This is a genomic window from Mesorhizobium sp. BR1-1-15 (genome assembly GCF_020165475.1).
GTDB lineage: Bacteria > Pseudomonadota > Alphaproteobacteria > Rhizobiales > Rhizobiaceae > Mesorhizobium.
The window spans coordinates 470,582-489,640 of sequence record NZ_JAIUIF010000001.1 but is presented as its reverse complement, the minus strand read 5'-3'; the positions used below and the strand labels follow the sequence as shown (position 1 = coordinate 489,640).

The 19,059-nt window shown below is 64.6% G+C and carries 15 protein-coding genes; 3 read left to right on the top strand and 12 right to left on the bottom strand.

What is annotated here, in order from left to right; all coding sequences use genetic code 11:
* Positions 1-44 precede the first annotated feature (44 nt).
* Positions 45-1,367, bottom strand: coding sequence for a four-carbon acid sugar kinase family protein (locus LB541_RS02340; RefSeq protein WP_140514643.1), 1,323 nt, complete (start codon positions 1,365-1,367; stop codon positions 45-47).
* A gap of 8 nt (positions 1,368-1,375) precedes the next feature.
* Positions 1,376-2,626, bottom strand: coding sequence for a 3-oxo-isoapionate-4-phosphate decarboxylase OiaX (oiaX, locus tag LB541_RS02335; RefSeq protein ID WP_140514645.1), 1,251 nt, complete (start codon positions 2,624-2,626; stop codon positions 1,376-1,378).
* A 282-nt stretch (positions 2,627-2,908) separates the two neighbouring features.
* Here oiaX and LB541_RS02330 point away from each other — a divergent pair, with 282 nt between their 5' ends.
* Positions 2,909-3,622 carry a transcriptional regulator NanR gene (locus LB541_RS02330; RefSeq protein ID WP_140514647.1) on the top strand — a complete coding sequence of 238 codons (714 nt, stop codon included), beginning with the start codon at positions 2,909-2,911 and terminating at the stop codon, positions 3,620-3,622.
* Between the two features lie 2 nt (positions 3,623-3,624).
* Here the strand turns inward: LB541_RS02330 and LB541_RS02325 are convergent, their stop codons facing one another.
* The 10 genes from LB541_RS02325 to LB541_RS02280 form a co-directional block, all read right to left on the bottom strand.
* Entirely contained in the window at positions 3,625-5,463 is a 1,839-nt protein-coding gene (locus tag LB541_RS02325; protein WP_224617735.1) for a hypothetical protein, read from the bottom strand.
* A complete protein-coding gene (locus LB541_RS02320; RefSeq protein WP_224617733.1) occupies positions 5,460-6,494 on the bottom strand; it encodes a Gfo/Idh/MocA family protein in 1,035 nt (344 codons plus the stop codon). The genes LB541_RS02325 and LB541_RS02320 overlap by 4 nt, the downstream gene beginning before the upstream one ends.
* 2 nt (positions 6,495-6,496) lie before the next feature.
* On the bottom strand, positions 6,497-7,561 hold the full coding sequence (locus LB541_RS02315; protein WP_140497803.1) for an ABC transporter permease: 1,065 nt from the start codon (positions 7,559-7,561) through the stop codon (positions 6,497-6,499).
* Positions 7,561-9,108: a sugar ABC transporter ATP-binding protein gene (locus LB541_RS02310; protein ID WP_224617731.1), complete on the bottom strand. Its 1,548-nt coding sequence runs from the start codon at positions 9,106-9,108 to the stop codon at positions 7,561-7,563. Before LB541_RS02310 ends, LB541_RS02315 begins: the two co-directional genes overlap by 1 nt.
* Complete coding sequence (locus LB541_RS02305) at positions 9,105-9,749, bottom strand: DUF2291 family protein (protein ID WP_224617729.1); 645 nt, start codon at positions 9,747-9,749, stop codon at positions 9,105-9,107. Before LB541_RS02305 ends, LB541_RS02310 begins: the two co-directional genes overlap by 4 nt.
* Positions 9,750-9,826: 77 nt before the next feature.
* Positions 9,827-10,768, bottom strand: a complete 942-nt coding sequence (locus tag LB541_RS02300; RefSeq protein ID WP_140497809.1) for a D-ribose ABC transporter substrate-binding protein — start codon at positions 10,766-10,768, stop codon at positions 9,827-9,829.
* A gap of 274 nt (positions 10,769-11,042) precedes the next feature.
* Positions 11,043-11,870 carry a phosphogluconate dehydrogenase C-terminal domain-containing protein gene (locus tag LB541_RS02295; protein ID WP_140555477.1) on the bottom strand — a complete coding sequence of 276 codons (828 nt, stop codon included), beginning with the start codon at positions 11,868-11,870 and terminating at the stop codon, positions 11,043-11,045.
* Between the two features lie 95 nt (positions 11,871-11,965).
* Complete coding sequence (locus LB541_RS02290; RefSeq protein WP_140497813.1) at positions 11,966-13,015, bottom strand: ABC transporter permease; 1,050 nt, start codon at positions 13,013-13,015, stop codon at positions 11,966-11,968.
* Complete coding sequence (locus tag LB541_RS02285; RefSeq protein WP_224617727.1) at positions 13,012-15,495, bottom strand: ATP-binding cassette domain-containing protein; 2,484 nt, start codon at positions 15,493-15,495, stop codon at positions 13,012-13,014. The genes LB541_RS02290 and LB541_RS02285 overlap by 4 nt, the downstream gene beginning before the upstream one ends.
* Before the next feature lie 74 nt (positions 15,496-15,569).
* Positions 15,570-16,592, bottom strand: coding sequence for an ABC transporter substrate-binding protein (locus LB541_RS02280; protein ID WP_140514660.1), 1,023 nt, complete (start codon positions 16,590-16,592; stop codon positions 15,570-15,572).
* Positions 16,593-16,951: 359 nt separating this feature from the next.
* Between LB541_RS02280 and nanR the strand changes: the two genes are divergently transcribed.
* Both nanR and LB541_RS02270 read left to right on the top strand, forming a co-directional pair.
* Positions 16,952-17,665 (top strand): transcriptional regulator NanR, encoded by a 714-nt coding sequence (gene nanR, locus LB541_RS02275; RefSeq protein ID WP_140497819.1) that lies wholly within the window; start codon positions 16,952-16,954, stop codon positions 17,663-17,665.
* Between the two features lie 105 nt (positions 17,666-17,770).
* Entirely contained in the window at positions 17,771-19,033 is a 1,263-nt protein-coding gene (locus LB541_RS02270; protein WP_181171567.1) for a ribulose-bisphosphate carboxylase large subunit family protein, read from the top strand.
* The last annotated feature ends 26 nt before the right edge of the window (positions 19,034-19,059 follow it).

The following is a 19,059-nucleotide window of genomic DNA, read 5'->3' as shown; positions in this document are numbered from 1 at the left end:
AAGTGTGTACGGTTTTCCGTCCGGAATTGCGCAAAAACAAACGTCTAGCTTCCCAGCCGGATCGTCTCGAAATAGGCGTCGGTGCCGACCTGGCCGCCCTTGAGCGCGATTTCGAGTCCATCGATTGCGCCGCCGCCATGGGCGACACAGAGCGGTGATCCCGGCGATTGCGGCAACGGCATGCGCACGGTCAGCGCGTCGATGGCCAATTGTCCGAGCGCGTGACTGGAGGTGTCGCCGCCGGCGATCACCGCGCGCTTGAGTTTCTGTTCCACGATTAACCGGCGCAGGATTGTTCCCAGCGCTCGCCCGAGCGTGTTTCGCGCACCTTCGATCCGGTCGATCTCGGCGCCACGGTCGGCCTGTGGGCCAAGCGCGGTGTAGAGGATGACGCTGCGCCCCGCAGCCAGGCTTGCCAATCCGCTCGCGACGGCGCGCTCGATTGCCTCCTTGGCGCCCTCCGTGACCAGTTGCATGGCATCCATCTCGACGCCGTCGAAACCGTGGGCAAGGGCGTGGCGGATCTGCTTTTCGGTGGTCGGCGACACGCTGCCCGAGACCACCGCGAGGCGGTCTACCGGTCCCGGCGGCGCGAACGACGCCTGCCCGGAGGCAATGCCTTTGCCGGCCCATTCGGCAAGCAAGGCATATTCGACGCCCGAGGATCCGACGACGAAGCCATGGCCTTGGTCATGGATGCGCCAGATCTGTTCGCCGACGCGTCTCTGTGTCTGGCGGCTTTCGACATCAAACAGGATGATCGCCCTGTTTTGCACGGCCTGGTCGACCGTTTGCGCGAGATCGTCGGTCTGCAATGCAGCCAGGTCGACAAGGCCGGAGCTGAGACTGGTCTGGCGCGAGAGATGCACGAGCAGGTCTGCTTCGTTCATCGGCGTCACCGGATGCCTGCTCATCACCGGATGCCTGTCGATGCGGAAATACTCGCCGCGGAACGCCGCGAAAAGATTGCCGAAGGCCGTGTAGCGCTTGAGCTGCGGCGCGCCGACGACCATCGGCACGCTACTCTGGCCGAAGATGCGCCGGCCGATCTCGATGGCGCGGCCGATATTGCCGACCGTCGGGCTGGAATCGAAGGTCGAACAGATCTTGTAATGGCAGATCGCCGCTTCGAGGCTCTTCAGCCATTCGAAGGCGGGCGCCAGATTCTGCTCCATCCATTGCGGCGTTTCGCTTCGGCTGGTGCCGGCCAGTCCAACGGCCCGGCAATCGGCAAATCGCGCCAGCAGGCGCTCGTCGGGCCGACGCATGAACAGCACCGTCGGCACGCCGCCGAGCTCGAGCGCCTCCATGACATCCGTCGAGCCGGTGAGGTCGTCGCCATAATAGCTCAGGAGCAGGTTCTGCATGGCTTCGCTCAGGCCGCCTTGCCGTCGCTGAATTTCTCGATCGAGCGTGCCAGCTCGGCATGGTCGCGCGCGAACTCGTCGAGAGCAATGCCCTTGACTGCGGCCTGCCACGCTTGCAGCACCGCGCGCACGCCGGCGCCGGGCCCGTCCGGATGGCTGACGATGCCGCCGCCGCAGAGATAGAGGAGATCGACCGTGCGGCCGGTGCGCTCATAGGTCTCGGGCGCCTGGCCGCCCCATTGGCCGGAGCAGGCCACGGGCAGCGCGCAATCGTATGATGAAAACAGCGGCGTGGTCACCGCTTCGAAAGAGCGGATGAAAGAATCGTCCGGCTCCCAGTATTTCGAGCCGATACCGTTGATCTGGAACTGGTCGACGCCGAGCAGCCGCCAGAATTGCTGCCATACCTTGAAATCCATGCCGAGGCCGGGATGGCGGGTGAGAATGTCCCAGCCATTGCGGTGCGCATGCAGCGCCAGCCCGGAGCGCTTCCTGAGGAAAGCCATGCCGCCGAATCCGATGGAGTTGATGTTGACGACCGCGCAATTGCCGCCGGCTTCCAGCACCAGATCGTGGTTGCGCATCATCTCGTCGGGATCGGCATGCGAGATGCCGAAGGCGTACATCACTTTCTTGCCGGTCTTTTGCTCGTGGTCGCGGATCAGCGGCATGATCGCCTTCACCCGCTCAGCGAGCGGCGAATAGGCCGGGCTCATCAGCTTCTCGTCGTCCTTGATGAAATCGACGCCGGCTTCGATCAGTTCGCCCACCATCGCGGCTGTCTCGTGCGGCCTGAGGCCAAGCGCCGGCTTGACGATGGTGCCGATGATGGGACGGCCCTCGACCCCGGTCAGCCTGCGGCTGCCGGCAACGCCGAATTGCGGGCCGGGATGGGCGCCCCGGTATTGTTCCGGCAGCTTCATGTCGATGACCCGGATACCGGACAGGCCCCTGATCGAATAGGTGCCGCTGATGGCGATCGTCATCAGCGCCGACAGGTCGGTGCCGATGGCGTCGAACGGGAAGCCGATATCGACATCGGCGCGCCGGAAGGGGCCGTTCCCGGATCCGGGAAGCGACGGCTGCTCGGCATCGGGCAGGGGCCTGATCGCCAGCACACGAGCCGCCACACGCGCCTTTAATTCCTCGGTCTCGCCGGGCAGTGGGACGAAGGTGCCGGTCGACTGGTCGCTCGCGATCTTGGCCGCCAGCGCTTCGATGCTGCCAGAGGTTTCGATGCGATAGGTAAGCGTGATCATGGTCTGTCGGCCGCTCGAAAAGGGTTCGAAAAAAGTTTTGTCGCGCAGGAAATCTGGTATAATGAGTACCTAAGTATTGCAAGCAATATCCCGACTTCGGCAAGAGGGCCGGCTTCGGCAATTCCGGGAAATGAGCGGCGTTTTTCGTTCGGAATGCCTGGAACAAACAGCTGGCGCGGCTTGGCGATTGCATGAAATCGCGGGACCGCTCCAGGCGCAGGCATTCCGGTAATCCTGCCTGGAATGCTAAACAGGAACCGGGCCAGGGAGTGATTCGTCACGATGAACCGTTCGGAGCCGATCGTCCGGCGCAAACTTTCCGACGAAGTCTTTGCAAGGCTGAAGCGGCTGATCACCAGCGGCGAGCTGCAGCCGGGCGACGACATGCCGTCCGAACGCGAGTTGATGGAGCGCTTCGAGGTCGGCCGGCCGGCGATCCGCGAGGCCATGCAGGCGCTGAGCAATATGGGACTGGTCGCCATCTCGCATGGCGAGCGCGCCAAGGTGCTGCAACTAACCGCCAAATCGATCATCAAGCAGGTCGACGGCGCGGCCAAGATCATCCTGTCTTCATCGAGGGACACGCTGGAGCACCTGAAGACGGCGCGCATCTTCTTCGAGCGCGGCATGGTCAGGGAAGCCGCGGAAAAGGCGACCGCCGAGGATGTGCAGCGGCTCAGGGCAACGGTGGCCGAGCAGCGCGCCGCGCGCGGTGATTCCGAAGCCTTCATCTCCGCCGACATGAAGTTCCACACCCAGATATCGGCGATATCGGGCAATCCGATCTATGTCGCAGTCAGCGAAGCCACGCTCGGCTGGCTGAAGGAATACCACACCGAGATGCTGATCTGGACCGGCAAGGAACAATACACGCTTACCGAGCATGAGGAGATCATCGACCGCATTGAGCACCGTGATGCCGACGGCGCCGAAAAGGCGATGATCAAGCATCTCGAACGCTCGCGTGCGCTCTATGTGATGAATTCCGATAAGTAGCTCTAGCCAACCCGGACAATGGCGTAGGGCGACATCGTAAGATGGCCCTGACCCAGTGCCGAAACATCAACCGGGACGTCGTTCGCCGTCAGGTTCGCCAGCCAGACGACAATGTCGCCCGAGGCGGCGCGACCGGCCAGCGCCGCAACACGCGTCTCGTCGCTTGTTTTCGCGGCAACATGCGCGAGCCCAGCCAGTTCGCAAAGCCCTTGGACGGCCCGGAAAATCGGCCGCGGCGATCCCTCGGCGACAGGTTCGCCGGATGCGGCCAGCACGCCGAATGGTCCGGTGATGCTGGACAGTGTCAGCATCTCCAGCCCGGCCGGCGCGACGCGCGCGGCATAGCCAATGGTCCAGGCGGCGGCAAACTGCGCGGCATGGCGGGGATCACGGTTCGCCATGGCAATGCGTTGGCCGGCAAAATTGTCCTTGGTCGCGCCGCCATAGGGGTTCTGTCGCATGGCAATGGTCGACGGTCCGATCCGGTAAGGCTTGTCGCCGAAGATCGCCCGGGTCGACCGGGTGATGAAGGGCAGCGCCTCCAGCGATTGCATGACGCTGAGATCGTCGGCGGCGTGAACGATCGGACAGGTGCAGTGCGTGACGAAATCGAGTTGGTCGGCGGGCACGCGCTTACGGTTGAGCTCGGTGAAATAGCTGAACATGCCGCCGCCGAGGCGGATCCCGGGAAAGGCGCGCCGCGCCGCGGCATAGATTTCTTCCAGCGGCGGGCATGCCGGCCAGGCGCTGCCCGGCGGCGTCGACTGGCGGTCGACCGAAGGCGAGACGGCAACCGCATCGAGCCGCAGGCCGACCCGGCGCACCATATCGGCGACATCGGAGAATTCGGCATCGAGGTCGCCCGTGCAGGCCACCACGCATTCGAGCGTGGTCGAGGCGGGATGCGCCGCGGCGAGCCGGGCATGGGCGCGCAGCGCGTCCAGGCCGTGGCCGCGCGTCGGATCGAAGTGGAACAGGAGTTGCTGCGGACCGAGCCTTGCGAGCATCGGCAGTTCGGCCAGCGTTGCCTCGACGTCCTCGGGATAGACGATTACGCCGACATCGGGCAGCCTCGGCCCGGTCTCGCCGAGTTCGATGCGGACCGGTTCGGCACTCGCGGTCGCGGCGGGCATCCCGGCGCTGCCGGTGAGGCGCAGGCTCACCGTCTGGCGCAGCGGTTCGCCGGCCGGCAGCACATAGGGCCACGGCAAGGCCAGCGGCCGCACATAGGTCTTGTAGGAGGCGTCCGACCAGTTGCGCTGGTCCTCCATTTCGAAAGTATCGCCTTCCATCCTGCATTCGGCGCTGACGCCGGGACGCACTGCATGGGTGATGGCACGCAGGTCCTTGAAGGGCTGCCATGGGTCGATCAGATCAGGCAGTTCCGTGTCCACCACCCTGCCATCGGTGTGCTCCACCGTCACCGGGCTGCCGGCGAGGCCGGCGATCGGATGCAGGATGCAGAAGCCGCAGCGGTTGGTCTCGAAATCGCTCTCCGGCAGTGCGGCCACATCGAAGACCAGCCTGCCGTCGGCGGAGCCTTCGATCGTCGCGTGGAAGCGCAGGCTGCTGCCGCCCGGGCCGGTGCAATTCGCCTCATAGCTTACCGAGAAACGGTCGACCTTCTGGTCGATGGTCAGGTCCGTGAGCTCCGGCTCATAAGTGCCCCAGTCGCGGTCGCGTACGATATAGGCGATGGCGCGCAGCACTTCGGTGCCGGCATGCCGGATTGTGCGCAGTTTGCCATTGACCAGCTCGGCACTCAGCGCGCCCGCCTGCAGCAGGATCGGTGCCGCTTCGGCCGCCCGTGTGCCGTAAAGATCGAACACGTCGGCCGTCATTGCAGCAAGGCTTCGATCTGCACCAGTTCGCGGCTCGCAGCACCCGCATAGGCGGCCTCGACCAGGGCGAATGTCTTCAGATTGTCGGCGCCCGAGGTCGCCGGCTCCTTGCCGCCGACAAGGCAGTCGACCCAGTGCCGCTGGATGGCCAGCACGCTTTCCTGGATGTTGTGCCATGGCCGCGAGGCCCAGGGCAGGAGCGGCGGCGAGACATCGCTCACTCTGGTTCCGCTCTTGCCGGTGACGGTCAGCCGGTAGCCCTGCGCCAGCCGGATCGTGCCGTCGACGCCGTCGAGTTCGATAAGTGTTTCCGGGAACGGCTCGGTGGCAAGCTTCGTCGCATAGCTGCAATCGACAACCGACGTGGCGCCGCCGGCATGATCCATGAGCATCGTCGCCACATCCTCGCCGGCGATGGCGGGGTTGATGCGTGTGGTCCGCGCGGTCAGGCTCGTGACGTCGCCGAGCAGGAAGCGGGCGATGTCGAGGATGTGGATGCCGAGGTCCTCGATGATGAAGCGTTTTCCGGTCGCCAGATAGGGCTGGCCGGAAAACACGTCATAGCCGGAGCGGAAGGAGATGCGGCCGAAGAACGGCGTGCCGATCTCGCCCTTGTCGAGCAGGGCGCGCACCGCCTGGATCGGCGACTGCCAGCGGAAGTTCTCATGCACCATAAGCGGCACGTCGGCCTTGGCACAGGCCGCGACCATCGCCTTGGCATCGCCAAGCGTCGGCGCGAACGGCTTCTGGCAGATGACGGGAACACCATGCGCGGCCGCCATCTCGACCAGCGGTCGATGGCTGCCGACAGTGGTGGCGATGTCGACGAAGTCGAGCGTCTCGGCGGTGAAAAGTTCCGCCGCATCGTTGTAGCGCCGCGCCACGCCGAACTGGTCGCCGACGATCCGCAACCGCTCCGGATCGCGGTCGCAGATGGCGACGATCGAGGCGCCCTCTATGTCGCGCCAGGCATGCATCTGGTTGACGGCGAAGAAGCCGCAACCGATCAGCGCTCCACGCAACTCCGCCATGCTCAGCCCGCCTTTGCCATCTGCATCAGGGTAACGCGCTGCTGCAGCCGGCGCTGCGCCTGGTCGACGACGACGGCGACGATGATGACGAGGCCCTTGATCACCATCTGCCAGAACGAGCTCACGCCCATCATCACCAGCCCGTCCGAAAGGATGCCGATGACGAAGGCGCCGACGATGGTGCCGCCGATCGTGCCGCGGCCGCCCGACATCGAAGTGCCGCCAAGCACCGCCGCGGCGATGGCGTTGAGCTCAAAGCTCTCGCCCGTCGCCGGATGCGAGGCCATCAGCTCCGACGAGATGATCAGCCCGACGATTGCCGCGCAGAAGCCGGAGAACATGTAGACGAACATCTTGACCATGTTGACGCGCACGCCCGAGATGCGCGCGGCGCGCTCATTGCCGCCGACGGCGAAGATGTGGCGGCCAAGCGGCGTGTAGCGGGCGAGATAGGCCGCCCCCAGCGCCACCACGATCAGGATCCAGATCGAGACCGGCAGGCCGAGCAGCCGGCCGGCACCCAGGAAGCCGAAGCCGGTGGTGCCGAGTTCCGGCTTGCCGACGAGATTGGGGAAAGTGCGGCCGTCGGAGGAAAGCAGCGCGAAGCCGCGCGCCACATAGAGCACGCCGAGCGTGGCGATGAAGGGCGCGACGTTGAGCCTGGTGATCAGCAGCCCGTTGACGGCGCCGATCAGCATGCCGACCGCGAGCGTGATCAAGGCGATCTCGACGACATTGAAATAGATGGTGTAGCCGATCTGCAGGTCGATGCCGTTGAGCACGAGGTAGCCGGCCACCATGCCGCACAGGCCGACGATCGAGCCAACCGAAAGGTCGATGCCGCCGGTGATGATGACGAAGGTCATGCCCATGGCGAGAAAGGCATTGAGCGCCACGTGCTTGGCCATCAGGATCAGATTGGCGGCCGACAGGAAGTTCGGCGCCGCGATCGAGAAGAACACCAGCACGGCGATCAGCGCAATGAAGGTTCTGAGCTTCATCAGCGTCAGCAGCGCCGAGCCGCTGGAGGCGGAGGAAGCGGCAGCCTTGGCCGGAATGTCAGTCATCAGCGTTGCTCCCCATGTGCGGCCGGTCCGTGGCCCAGCGCCGACGCGGCGACGATCGCCGCCTCCGTCGCTTCGGCGCGGTCGAACATGCCGGTCAATCTGCCATTGCTCATCACCGCGATGCGGTCGGACAGCGCCATCACCTCGTCGAGGTCCGAGGTGGCGAACAGGATGCCCAGCCCGTCGCGCGAAAGCTTGCGCATGGTGCGGAAGACATCGGCCTTGGCGCCGACATCGATGCCGCGGCTGGGCTCGTCCATCAGAAGCACTTTCGGTCCGGTGAGCAGCGCCTTGCCGATCACCACCTTCTGTTGGTTGCCGCCCGACAGCGACGAGACCTCCTGCGCCGGGTCGGCGACCTTGATTGCGAGTTCCCGCACCATCTGCATCACAGCCTGCCGCTCGGCACCGCCGCGGATGTGAAACAGGCGCACGAAGCGCGACAGGCTCGCCATCGTCAGGTTGCTGGCGACCGACAGGATCGACACCAGGCCCTCGCGCTGGCGGTCCTCTGGGATCAAGGCCAGCCCTCGCTGGATGCGGCGCGTCGTGTCGCGCTCCTTCACCTGCTTTCCGGCGATGAAGATCCTGCCGCTGGCATGGCCGTGACGGCCCATGATGCAGTCGAACAGCTCGCTGCGCCCCGCACCCATCAGCCCGTATATGCCGAGAATCTCGCCGGCGCGCAGCGACAGCGAGACGTGGTCGACCGCCAGCCCGCCGGTGACGCGTGGCAGGCAGATCTCCTCGGCGCGGAAGATTTCCGCGCCCGGCACATGGCCGTCGGCCTTGGCGAAGTCCTTGGCGTCCGAGCCGATCATCTGCCGCACGATCCACTGCGTATCGACGTTTTTCATCTCCTCCTGGCCGGTGATGCGGCCGTCGCGCAGCACGGTGATGTAGTCGCCGATGCGGATCAGTTCCTCCAGCCGGTGCGAGATGTAGACGATGGCGACGCCGCGCGCCTTGAGGTCGGCGATCACCTTGAACAGGATGTCGACTTCGGCGGCGCTCAGCGCCGAGGTCGGCTCGTCCATGATGAGGATCTTGGCGTCGAGCGAAACCGCCTTGGCGATCTCGACCAGTTGCTGCTGGCCGATGCGCAGATCCTCGACCAGCATGTCGGGCCGGATGCCGGCTTCCAACCGCTCCAGGAATTCACCGGCCCGGCGCTCCTGTTCCTTGCGGTCGATCTTGCGGAAGCGGTTGGTGATCTCGCGCGTGGCGAAGATATTCTCGGCGACCGAAAGGTTGCCGAACAGGTTCAGCTCCTGGAACACCATGCCGATGCCGCGGTCGACCGCATCTCCCGACGACGAGAAAGAGACCTCTTCGCCTTCGAGCAGGATGCGCCCTACGGTCGGCTGCTCGACGCCGGCGATGATCTTCATCAGCGTCGACTTGCCGGCGCCGTTTTCCCCGACCAGCACGTTGACCGCGCCCTTGCGCACTTCGAAATTCGCCTGCTTGACCGCGACCGTGCCGGCATAGACTTTCGAGACATCCTCCAGCTTGAGGATGACGTCATGGCCATTGGCCTGGCTCATGGCTTCGGCCCGATCTCGGCCTCCGCCGGCGTCACCAGCGGCAGGTCCTGGCCGCCTTCGATCGTATAGGCGCCGAGCACCTCGGCGGTGCGGCCTTCCAGCGCCTCGCGCGGCAGCTTGGAGAGCACCGTCTTGGCCGCATGGGCGTTGAAAGCTTTACCGAACTGGGCGAAGTCGATCTGGTTGGTGAAGTCGTTGAACTGGACGAAGTCGAGGCTGTCGCGCAGTGCCGTGCCGCGCATCGCCGGCCCGATCTGGACGCGCGCGTCCGCCTTGCCGTCACCCTCGACGTCGACGTCGATGGTGGCCGCGCGCGACTGCGTATTGGCGGCGACGATCTTGCCTTCGACGCGGACCGCGAAAGTCCATGGCGAATTCGCCTGCTTCTTCGGATTGCCGTATTTGGCGCCGGCCGCGGCCGGATCGGTCTTCGCCAGCGCATGGACCTCGGCGAACGGTCCAGCCTTCTGCTGCAGATAGGGAATGACTTTCGCCGCCCAGATGTCCTCGACCATCTTGTCGGAGTTGAAGGCGGAGGCATTGCCGTCGCCTTGCGCCGATGGCGTCGGAAGGATCTTGCAGGCGCTGAGCGCGATGCCGGCGGTCAGGGCAAGGATCGGCCAACTCGGCTTTTTCTGCATGGCGGTCAAGGGCATCCTGGTGAAAAGGAGCGAGGGACGAACCTCGGTTCGCCCCCCGCTGTTCGCGTTGCGCCGGCTCAGTTCTTGAGCGCGAAGGTTTCCAGCTTGGCGGCATTGTCGCCATTGATGAGCACGCAGTCCATCAGCTGCTTTTCCTTCTCGGGCGACTTCTTGTTCTTGATGAAGTCGTTGGCCTGTTCGACCGCCATCTGCGCCTGTGCGTAGGCAGGCTGCAGCACCGTCGCCTTGATGCCGCCCGAGGTGATGGAATCGCGCACGTCGTTCGATCCGTCGAAGCCGACGACGATGACGTCCTTGCGGCCGGCCGCGGCAAGCGCCGCATAGGCGCCCATCGCCATCGTGTCGTTGCCGGAGATGACGCCCTTGATGTCAGGATTGGCCTGCAGGATCGATTCCATCTTGGAATAGGCCTCGGTCTGGCTCCAATTGGCCGACTGCTGCGCGACCATCTTCAGGTCCGGATAGTCGTCGATGACGTCGTGATAGCCCTTGGAACGGATGCCGGCATTGGTGTCGGATTCCTTGCCGACCAGCTCCACGAAATTACCCTTCTCGCCCATCAGCTTGACGAATTCCTGCGCGCCGAGCTGGGCGCCCTGGTAGTTGTTGGAGACGATCTGAGCCACCGCGACGCCGGTGGCGTTGATCTCGCGGTCGATAAGGAAGGAGGGGACGCCGGCGTCCTTGGCCTTCTGCACGGCGGCGACGGTGGCGTCGGCACCGGCATTATCGAGGATGATCGCCTTCGCGCCTCGGCCGATCGCGGTGTCGATCAGCTCGGACTGCTTGTTGGCGTCGTCGTCATGGACCAGCACCAGCGCCTCGTAGCCCAATTCCTTGGCCTTGGCTTCGGCGCCGACGGCTTCCGCCTTGAAGAACGGATTGTCGTGCGATGGGGTGATGATGGCGATGAGATCCGCCGCGTAGGCGGGCATCGCCGTGCCGAGTGCCAGCACGCCTGCGAAGGCAGCAAGCGTCATTCTGCGTGTCAGTTTCATGAAGTCCTCCCGTTGAAACCCATGCCTCGATCGTTTCGAGGCCTCTATCTACGATTGAATTCGTCAGGCAGGGCCGGCAGCGCGCCGCCCGGATTTCAGAGCCGATCGCCGGCTGTCATCCGAACTGCTCCTCGCTCCGCTCCCGCCGTCCTCCACTCGCATCAACTTCAAACTTCCAACGAAGCATGACCGATCCGAGTCCGGGAACAGCTAAAGCTAACTGGTATAATGAGTCAACCACTAATTCAGGTGATCTGTATCTAAGCGGCGGCCCTCAGGTAATCCGCTGGATGCTGGCTGCGATCTCTTCCGGTTCGAAGACCCGCTTCCAGTCGTCGCGCATCAGCACCGGCTTGCCGAATTCGATGGCCTTGTTGCAGGCGTCGGAGAAGACGCCCTTGGTTTCACCGAAGATCACGGCGCCGAGCACATTCATGTGGCCGAGCAGGAAATCGAGGGCCGCCTGCTGGTCGACGCCCCGCGCCACGACCTCGTCGACAGCTTCCTTCATCACCACCAGCAGCGAGGCGCACACGGTCTCAGAAAGGCCGGGCTCGAGCAGCGCCATCTGCTCGACGGAAACGCGGTGCGAGCGCATCACCGGCGCCCAGATGATCTTGGCGATGGCCTCGCCCTTGGCGTAGTCCGCTTCCGGTCCCTGCATCAGTGCGCTGACCATGTGCTGCTTGGCCTTGACGCCGCCGAAATAATCCTTCTTGGCCGCCATGTCGGTTTCGTCGTTGAAGATCGGCGGATGGCAGGGGTGGGTGACGAAGTAGGTCAGGTCGGGACGATCAGGCAAATGGCCCGCAAACGGCGCCGCGGCATCGAGAACGATCACCATCGTGCCCGGCGCAAGCTTGCTTTCGATGCGTGCCGCAACCTTGCCGATATGGGTGTCCGGAACCGCCAGGATCACCACCTCGGCGCCTTCCAGCGCCTCGTCGGCACTGACCGTATCGAAGCCCAGCCCGGTCTTCAGCCGCTCGCGCCCGGCTTCGCTGACCTCGACATGGCGGATCGTATAGGGCGAGCCGCGGAAATTGGTCGAAAGGCGGTAGCCCATTTTGCCGCCGGCACCGAACAGCGCGATCGTCGTCATCTAGCCTTGCTCCTAAATATTGAACGATGGTCTCGCCAATCGTCACCTTATATACTGGTATGATCACTCTACCATCTTGGCAAGAGAAATCATTGTCACTGCGGCCTGATTGCCGCAGCGCCCGCCTTAGGTTTCGCCGTGGCGTCGCCGGCTGCGCTCTCGAGGGCGGCGGGGTCGATGGCGGCGCGCCGCGACAGCACCTGCCGGCCGGCCAGCGCCAGAACGAAAATGACCACGATGCCCTGGACGATGTCCTGCGCGCCGGGCGGCAGGCCGATGATCTGCATGGTGGTGACGATGAGGATCAAAAGGATGCTGGCGAACAATGTGCCGAGCGCCGTCGCGGAGCCGCCGAAGATCAGCGTTCCGCCCAGTACCACCGCGGCGATGGATTGCAGGAGATAGGGCTGGCCCATTTCAAGAAAGGCGCCGCCGATATAGGCGCCCAGCAGCAGCCCGTTGAGCGAGGCCAGCACCGAGGAGATGATGAAGGCCGAGGCGATGACCCGGTTGTTGCGGATCGCTGCTAGTCGCGCCGCCGCGCGGTTCTGGCCGACTGCCGAGAGCAGTTGTCCGTAAACGGTATAGCGTAGCACGAACGACGTTGCGGCGACGCCCAGGATGGCGATGACTGCCATGATCGGCACGCCCGCGACACGGCCCGTCGCCAGCGTCTTCAACAGCGGACTGACGGCGAAGCCCGATATCGCGCGGTTCGACAGCAGCGTTGCGGTTGCCAGCACATAGCCCGTCGCCAGCGTGGCGATGATGGCCGGTATGTTCAGCCCGACGACGAGCAGCGCGTTGAGAGCGCCGACCGCAAGGCCGAGCAGGATCGCGGCGCCGACGCCGACGGCGAGGTTGGCGTCCTGGCCCTTGATGGTCAGCAGCGCCACGAAGGCGCTGAGCGTGATCACCGAGGCCACGGAAAGGTCGATATTGCCGCGCCCGGTGGTGACGACGAACATCTGGCCGATGCCGACGACCGTTAGGAACGAGGCCGACAGAACGATGCCCGACAGGCTGGAGAGGCTGAAGCGGTTGGTGACGATGGACAGCACCAGCCAGAGCAGCAGCACCCCGATCGCCGACCAGATCCAGCGGTTTTTCTGCGCCCAAGGGCTGAAGGCGGCAAGCGCGTTCATTGTTCGCTCCTGCGGTCCGCGGTCAGGCTGCGCAAGGTCAGCAGGGCGATGAGGATCAATCCCTGCGTCGCCGCATTGAAGTCGCTGCTCACGCTCAGCGTGCCGAGCAGGGCGCCGATCAACGCCAGCGTGACCGCGCCGGCGACGGCGCCGACCGGCGAGATGACGCCGCCCAACAGCGAACAGCCGCCCATCACCACGGCGGCGACGCTGAGCAGGGTGAATGAATTGCCGGAATTGATGTCGCTCGCCGTATTGATCGCCGTCAGCGACAGGCCGGCGGCGGCGGCGAACAGCCCGGCGACGAGGTAGCGCACCAGCGCGTAGCGCGTCGGCGACCAGCCGGAACGGATCATCGCGGTCGGATTGTTGCCGAAACCGCGCAGCACCACGCCGAGCGGCAGCCGGTCGATCACGAACACCACGATTGCCACCGCGGCGATGAGGATGATCGAGGTTGGCACGAAGCCGAGCGACCAGTTGAACATTGCCGACAGCCATTCGGGGCTGGCGCCGCCCGGCGTCGGCTGCAGCGCATAGCCTATCCCGACCCAGATGAAGGACGCGCCCAGCGTGACGACGATGGCCGGGATCTTGCGCGCCTGGATCAGGCCGCCGAGGCCGGCATAGGCGGCGATCGCCGCAGCCAGCGCCAGCGCGCCGAGCCACGGCTGGTCGTAGAGCAGCGTGGCGCTGAGCACGCTGACGAGCCCCGCGAACGCGCCGACGCCGAGGTCGATCTCGCTGCCGCCGACGATGAACATCTGCGCCGCGGTCACCAGTACCAGCGACAGCGCCGGCATCAGCAAGAGGTCGAGCCCGAAAATGGAGGCGACCGCCGGATTGGCCGAGATCATCACCGCCAGCACGGCGGCGAGGCCGATGAAGGGGGCAGCATTCACCAGCCTGCGGGCAAGACCGGCGCCGGCAGCGCCGCTGCGTCCCGCACTGGCGGCTTTGTCCGTCTGCTGGGCAAAGGACGCTCCAACGACGGCTGATTCCGTGATCGCCTCGCCGGCCAGTTCCTTGACGATGCAGCCGCCTGAAAACACCAGCACGCGGTCGCAGGCCAGGAGTTCGGCATCTTCGGTCGTGTGCCAGATGAGCGTGCGCCCGCCTCGCGCAATGTCGTTGCAGAGGCGGTAGAAGTCCTGCTTGGTGGCGATGTCGACGCCGCGTGTCGGGTCGTCGAGCAGGACGATCGGCGTGTCGGCGACGAGCGCCCGGGCGACGAGCGCCTTCTGCTGGTTGCCGCCGCTGAGCTCCAATATGTTGGATCCGAAGCGGGTTTCGTCGAGCCGCAGCCGGCCGGCGGCATCCGCCGCTGCCGCGCGGTTGGCGCGGTCCGAGACCAGGCCCAGCGCCGGGCGGCGTGCCAGGGCGCCGATGCTGATGTTCCCAAGCACGCTCCACAAGGGGAACACGCCTTCCTTCTGGCGGTCGCCCGCGATGAAACCGGCTTCACCGTTCCTGGCGACGGCCGCATCCGTTCCGGAATCGGGCTTGAAGATTGCGTGCAGCAACTCCTTCTGGCCGCTGCCTTCGAGGCCTGCCAATCCGATGATTTCACCGCGGCCGATCTCGATGTCGCGGCCGAGTTCGGCCGTCAGGAACCCGGACAATCGCACCAGCGCTTCGCGGCTGCCGGTGGTGGCGGTACCATGCTGGTGGATCGAGTTGGCGTCGCCCCCCATGAGCTGCACCAGCCTGCCGATCGACGTCTCGGCCACATCGCCGCGCCAGGCGGTGCGTCCATTGCGCAGCACGACCACCTGGGTGGCGATGTCGATGATTTCCTGAAGCTTGTGGCTGATGAAGATGAAGGCGAGGCCGGATTTGGCCCGCTCCCGGATGAAGGCCCGCAACTGTCTCGAGCGATCGAGATCGAGCGAGGAGGTCGGCTCGTCAAGAACGATCAGCTTGACGCCAGGTGTCGCGGCGGCGCGCGCAATCTCGACCATTTGCCGTTCGGCGATGGAGAGGTGGCCGACTTCGGCATTCACATCGATGCCGTTTACGGGGAAGACGGCGTCCAGCGCCGAGCGGGCGCGCGCCCTGTAGAGTGCCCGCCAGCCCGGCCGGTTGGCGGCATCCGCCGGAATTTCCAGGAAGAAGTTTTCGGCCACCGAGAGGTTGGCGCACAGCGACAATTCCTGGTGCACCATGCGGATGCCGCGGCGCTGTGCCTCCGCCGTGTCGTAGCCGGCGAAGCCGATATTCTGGCCGGCAAACGAAATCGAGCCCAGAGTCGGCCACATCGCCCCGCACAGGATGCGCATCAGCGTCGATTTGCCGGCGCCGTTGCCGCCGACCAGCCCGATGATCTCGCCGGCGGAGACGGCGAGGTCGATCTCTGCATTCGCCAGCGTCGGTCCGAAGCTCTTGGTGATCCCGGAAAGCGAAACAACGCTCTGCCGGGCCGGATCGGCGAGCACCGCGGCGGCTGCGCCTTCCGGGGCGGCTACGGCGAGATGGGACATTCGTCCTCCGTTTCTTCACGGGCAGGGACCGGGCGCGGCCGTTCCGCGGCGCCCGGTCCCTGGCATTGCCAACCTTACTTGCTCAGCAGGTTCTGCTTGACCCAGTCGAGCGAATAGCTGGGGCTGATGATCTGGCCGCCCGGCAGCTTTGCATATTCCTTGAGGTTGCCGGCATCGACGGTGGCTACCGGCATGATCATCATCTTGGGTGCCTTGGCGCCCTTGAGCAGCGACAGGCCGAGCCAGAACGCGGCGCCGCCAATGCCGGGCGTGGTGTTCATCGAGACCGTCTGGTAGCCGTTCTTGGCGTTCTCCTCGGCCCACCATTTGACGAAGTCGGTGCCGCCGCCGCCTTCGATGATCGGCATCTTGCCGGCATAGTCGCCGCCATACTGGACGAACGCCTGGGCGATGCCGACATCGTCGCTGCCGCCTTGTGCGAGCACGGCGTCGACATGCGGCAGCGAGGGCAGCACGTTGGCGATGGCCGCCTGTGCGACCGACGCGGTCGCCTGGCCGTAGACCGTGGCGACAACCTTGATATCGGGATATTTGGCCAGCACCGACTGTTGCGCGTTGAACATGTCGTTGTCGGGCGCCGAACCCTTGACGCCGCGCACCTGGATGACGTTGCCCTTGCCGCCGATCATCTTGAAGACGGCCTCGGCCTGGGCTGCCTTGTAGCCCTTGAAGTCGAAGTTGAGCTGGTAGTTGCAGGGCGCCGAGGCGACCGAATCGAACGAAACGACGATGATGCCGGCCTTGCAGGCTTTTTCGATGATCCCGTTGACCGCGGTTTCCGAGGCGGCATCGACGGCGAGCACGTCGACCTTCTTGAGGATCAGCTCGGCGATCTGGCTGTTCTGCTGCGCCACCGAGCCGTCGCCGTTCATGACGACGTAGTCGGCAATCTGACCGGCCGCCTTGGCTTCCTTGGCCGAGGCTTCGAAAGCCTCCACCATCTGGTGCCGCCAGGTGTTGCCGTAATAGGCGTTGGCGAGCGCGATCACCGGCGCATCCGGTGACGCCATTGCCGGCACAGCCGAGACGCTGACCAGCGCGGCGCCGGCAAGCGCCGCCACGGTTGAAAACTTCATGATATTTTCCTCCCAAAAAACACCGGCCGATACGTCGGCCTTCTGCCATTCCGTTACGACATCCTCCGAAAGACGCCATACCAGCTACATGTTATACCAGCATACCAAATAGGCAAGCGGGCACCGGAACCTCGATTGCCGAAACCTCCTTTGATTTAAGGACGAGACGAGCTCAGCCGTCGGCTTCGTTCTTTCCTTGGCCAAACGGAGCCGGCCTGCCCCGGCAACTGGCGATCGGTCCAAATCCGGCCGTAGACGGACGTTAGGTCATCATATATGTAATGTCAATCGATGGCGGGACCCTTGTCTGCCGACGCGACTCGGGATCGATTGTTCCGCGAACACCCAGGGAGGGACGGATGGAGCCGGTCCAGAAAAAGAAACTGTATGTGGAGGTGCTTGACCGGTTGATGGCGGCAATCTCGACATCCGAATTCCCGCCCGGCTCTCAATTGCCGTCGGAAAAGGAACTGATGACGATGATCGGCGTCGGCCGGCCCTCGATCCGGGAAGCGATGCTGTCGCTGCAGCAGATGGGACTTATCAGGATCTCGCACGGAGAACGTGCCCGCGTCATCAATCCGACGCCTGATGTCATCGTCGATCAGGTCTCAGCGGCGATGGTCATGATGCTGGCGACGAACTCTCGCGGGCTTGAAGAACTCAAGGAAGTCAGGCTCTTGCTGGAAACCGGCCTGGTTCGGATAGCCACGCGGCGCGCTACGGCCAAGAGTTTGGAACGCCTCGCGGAGACCTTGCGTCATTTGCGCGAGGCAAAGGGCGACCAAGCCCGGTTTGTAGCTGCCGACATGGAGTTCCACGCCGTCATTGCGGAGATGAGCGGCAATTCGATGATAGCGGCGGTGGCGAAGGGAATGCTCGAATGGCTGTCCCGTTTCAAGCGGGATCTGGTGGCGATGAAAGGCGCCGAGCGGCTGACGGTCGAGGAGCATGAGCGGATCTACAAGGCAATCGCCGGCGGCGATCCGGAAGGCGCGAGCGCGGCAATGGCCGACCACATTGGCCGCGCCAACGAGCTCTATTCGAAACTGGCCGGCGGCGGAGCCGGCTGAGCGGCCGCCGAAATTTTTTTGCCCGAGAAAACTCATATGATGACATGATTTCTTTTTGGTGCTAACGGTCACTCCGTGAACGTCATTCCAGTCGGGAAGCCTGCATTGTCCGGTCGCCTCCGCGCCACCTATCTGATCGAAACCCGCTACCCGCTGGAGGTTGCCGCGGCTGCGATGGCGGGCGAACAATCAAGCGGGACTTTCCGCGCCATACCCGGAGAAACGCCGGAGCTGCTGCGCAAGTTCGGAGCCCGCGTCGAATTCATCAGCGATGTTGCCGAGGTCGACAGCGAGGCGTTGCCGTTCTCGCGCTCGCCAAAAAATGCGACCGTGAGGCCGCGCCGGGCCAAGGTGGGCCTTTCCTGGAACATCGAGAATACGGGGACGGTGCTGGCTTCGGTCTGGTCGACGGTTCTCGGCAATCTGTTCGAGCTGCATCATTTCTCGGCCATGCGTCTCCTCGACGTTACCTTTCCCGATGCCTTCGCGGATGCCTATCCAGGGCCGGCCTTCGCCGTCGAGGGAACGCGTCGCCTGACGGGCGTCGAAGGACGCCCGCTGATCGGTACCATCGTCAAGCCGAGCGTTGGTCTTACCCCGCAGGAGACCGCGACCCTGGCCGACACGCTGATTGCCGCGGGTCTTGATTTCATCAAGGACGACGAATTGATGGGAGACCCTCCGCATTCGCCGTTCGAACACCGGTACGAAGCGGTCATGGCGGTGATAGACGGGCACGCCGACAGGACCGGGCGCAAGGTCATGTATGCGGCCAACATTTCCGGTGACATCGACGCCATGCGTCGCCAGCTGGATCTGATCGAGCGCCGTGGCGGGACCTGCGCCATGCTGGTCCTGAATTCCGTCGGCCTGTCCGCCGTCATCGAGATGCGTCGCCACTCCGCCGTTGCGCTGCACGGCCATCGGGCCGGCTGGGGCCTCTTCAGCCGCTCTCCCGATCTCGGCATGAGCTATCTCGCCTATCAGAAATTCTGGCGTCTGGCGGGCATCGACCACATGCACGTCAACGGGCTGTCCAACAAGTTCTGCGAGCCGGACGAATCGGTGATGGCGTCGGCCCATGGCTGTCTCACCCCGATGTTCGAGCGGGCTGGCCGTCCCGATACGGTCATGCCGGTGTTTTCGTCTGGACAGACCGCTGTGCAGGCGGCCGAGACCTATACGAGGCTCGGCTCGGACGATTTCATCTATTGCTGCGGCGGCGGGATCATGGCGCATCCAGGCGGGCCGGCCGCCGGCGTTCGAAGCCTGCATGATGCTTTCGAAGCCGCGGCGGCAGGGGTTCCCGCACGCGACTACGCCGCCACGCATCCGGAGCTCGAAGCCGCGCTGCAAGCGTTCGGCTGAATCTGCGCCATCGGCGCGCCATCAAG